4 protein-coding genes and 1 pseudogene are annotated in these 3,098 nt (G+C 39.7%); all 5 read left to right on the top strand.

What is annotated here, in order from left to right; genetic code table 11:
• The coding region (locus KQP79_RS25410; RefSeq protein ID WP_264386586.1) for a tyrosine-type recombinase/integrase at nt 1–1,068 on the top strand (1,068 nt) is incomplete at its 5' end.
• Between the two features lie 323 nt (nt 1,069–1,391).
• Nucleotides 1,392–2,033 (top strand): hypothetical protein, encoded by a 642-nt coding sequence (locus tag KQP79_RS25405; protein WP_005812872.1) that lies wholly within the window; start codon nt 1,392–1,394, stop codon nt 2,031–2,033.
• A 133-nt stretch (nt 2,034–2,166) separates the two neighbouring features.
• Entirely contained in the window at nt 2,167–2,535 is a 369-nt protein-coding gene (locus KQP79_RS25400) for a helix-turn-helix domain-containing protein (protein ID WP_004320284.1), read from the top strand.
• Between the two features lie 43 nt (nt 2,536–2,578).
• Entirely contained in the window at nt 2,579–2,920 is a 342-nt protein-coding gene (locus tag KQP79_RS25395) for a helix-turn-helix transcriptional regulator (RefSeq protein ID WP_005812869.1), read from the top strand.
• A 2-nt stretch (nt 2,921–2,922) separates the two neighbouring features.
• Nucleotides 2,923–3,098 (top strand): annotated as a pseudogene (locus tag KQP79_RS25390) (mobilization protein); the annotation flags it as partial.

Raw genomic sequence — 3,098 nt, 5'->3', positions numbered from 1 at the left:
GAGCGAGCCGTTGCTGGTAGAATAAAGTACAAGCCCAAGCGAGATGACAATGGCGTTATTCAGTGTAAATCCAAGCAAGATATGGAAACTTGCCTTTATGCGGATGGCGTTCGAGTCCTGCGTCAAAAAGAGTACGACAACATGGCTCTCTTTACTGACCAGCAAATGGAAATGGCAGAACAAAGCGAACGCTCAAAATGCAATGTTCTGGAGTATATTGAGAAGTTAATCAAAGAAAGAGAGGAAACTGCGTCAGAATCGATAGTTGTCAACTGGCGCAGATTGCACACACTGTTGTCAATGTTTGCCAAGTGTGACTACATACAGTTCTCGCAGATTGACATGAAGTATATTGAGGCATTCCGTTCCTTCTTGATAAAGGCACCGCAGGGTGGTTCTAAGAAAGGAACTATTTCAAGGAATACGGCATCGACGTACTTCTCTATCTTCAAGGCGGCACTCAAACAAGCTTTCGTGGATGGCTATCTGAATTGTGATATTGCTGCCAAGGCTAAAAATATCATGTTTCAGAGTGCTCGAAGAGAGTATCTGTCACTGGAAGAACTTAATATATTGGCAAAGACTCCGTGTGATGATATACTAAAACGGGCAGCCTTGTTCTCTGCACTGACAGGAATGCGACATAGCGATATTCAAAAGCTTAAATGGTCAGAGGTTGAAGAATACAATGGTGGGTACCGTCTCAATTTCACTCAGCAGAAGACTAAGGGCGTTGAATACATGCCTATATCGCCACAGGCATACAAGCTTTGCGGTGAGCGCAAGAAAGACGGAGAACTGTTGGTGTTTGCCGGACTGCCTGACCCTTCATGGATATCAAAGCCTTTGGAACGGTGGGTAAAAGCATCAGGGATTACCAAGCACATCACCTTTCATTGCTTCCGCCACACCTATGCAACATTACAATTGGCTAACGGTACAGACATATATACAGTAAGCAAAATGTTAGGGCATACCAATGTAAAAACTACGCAAATCTACGCAAAAGTAATTGACAAGAAGAAAGATGAAGCTACAGAAGCTTTTAAGTTGGACATAGATGAATAGTGATTATCATTTGTAAGCACTTAGTATAGAAGACCACTTGTATCAATAAGTCCTTTATTGTACAGGTGGTTTTTAGTGCCTTTCATTTTCAACATTCTATGTAATGATGCTATTGTTTTGGCACTTTAACCTTTCGTGGAAACCAAACATTTATAACAATAAACAGATAAAAATGAAAAAAGACAGCCTTTTTTGGCTTCTCTCTTTTTGAAGAGAGCAAGCGTGTCCACAAACATGTGGAGTGTACAGAAGACTTCTACAGAGAACTGTATGAGTTGTTTGAGATCGCAAGAAGTTGGTATCTTCAAGCTGAAAAGAATCATATGAAGACAGAGTACTTCATAGAACTATTTGAGCGCAGTCACCAATATATTGACTGTGATTGTGCACGTTGTAAGAACTCGCGACAGATGGCAATTGGCATTATTGGTACTTTGTTTAGAGACTCTAAGTGTGTGTCAATAATCAAGAAAAAAGAAGATTATTCCAAGCAGGAACTTATTGAGTTGTTTCTTCAACATGTGGGTACTGGTCTGCCAATCCTTACCCGAAAGAAATCGTCCATCCTCACTTTGGGATGCCAATTGTCAGACAGACAGATGGATTTGTTGGTAGAACTTGTCCAAAGTCACGACATATTTGATTTTGCCGACAACAGTGATGTGCGTAGCGAGTTGTGTCGCCTATTCAAGTGCGACTTGGACGCATCTATCCGTGTAAAGAATGTACGTAATGTAGCCGTACTGTTTGACGCTATGGCTCAATACCATTTGATAAACAATAATTGGCAATATGTCATGGGAGAAGGTCGCTTCTTAACCAGTATCAAAAAGGATGGAACAGAGAAATTCATAACTTCAAGTTGTCTTTCCTCTTCTCTTTCAAGGATAAGAAGAAACGTTTCCATGACAGCAAGTCAATATGCCATCTGCAAATCCATCGAACAGATATTAAGAGAGGAATAAATCACAATAATTCTGCTAAATGAAAGTAAAAACGTGATAGTTTGGTTGATACTGCCTTACTATCACGTTACTTTTTCTATTTAGTGACAGTCTCCCCATAACTTTGCATCAAAAATCATAAAAAATAATTAGCATGGAAGAAAATAGTATAAGATTTGAAGATATTCCCAACGCTATAACGGGGGTACTGAAAAAGCTGTCATCATTAGAAGACAAGATTGATGGTATATATGAACTTGTTCAATCAGAAAAAGAAGAAACATGGTTTACGGTTGCTGAATTATGTGCTTATCTCCCAACACATCCGGTAGAGCATACCATATATTGCTGGACAAGCAATCGGGAAATACCGTTTCACAAGAGAGGCAAACGCATCATGTTCCTCAAATCTGAGATAGATGAATGGCTTCAAGGAACCAAGGGCAAATCGAAGAACGAGATTCAAAGAGAAGCAGAGGAATATGTACTATCTACACAAAGAAAGAATAGACGGCTAATATAACCGTGCTACTGTCTGTAAACAATTTAATTAAGGTACGTGACACATGAATGAAAGACATTTTAGACTCTATGAGCGAATTGTCGCAATAGAAGACAGTTTGGAGGCTTTGGGACCTATTGACAAACTAATAGAGCGAATCGAGGAATTGGAGAAGATGGTCAAGCAGACCAAAACCGTCTTGGGGTTTGACGAAGCATGTAAGTATATTGGTGTTTCTGAAAGCCTGCTATACAAACTTACAGCCGCAAAAGAAGTTCCACACTATAAGCCAAGGGGAAAAATGCTGTATTTTAATAGAGAAGAAATCGACAAGTGGCTGCTCCAAAACAAACAAGAGGTCATTGGAATGGTAACGAAAATAGAAATTGATAATCCGAAAGAATGAAAATGGAAGAAAATAACAAACATGTACAGCCTAACTCAAAAGAGGAAGGAGTACAGCGTCTCAATCGCATATTGAGCGAATCGTTGATAAAGGCAACAGATACTTATAAAACACCTCCTCAGATTATATGGGTTGATAATTCCAGCATAGCCACATTGGGCAACTTCAGTGCTTCTAC

Origin of the sequence: Bacteroides sp. DH3716P (assembly GCF_025914115.1) — a bacterium.
In the GTDB taxonomy this organism is placed as follows: Bacteria; Bacteroidota; Bacteroidia; order Bacteroidales; family Bacteroidaceae; genus Bacteroides; species Bacteroides ovatus.
This window is presented reverse-complemented; position numbering and strand designations above follow the sequence as displayed.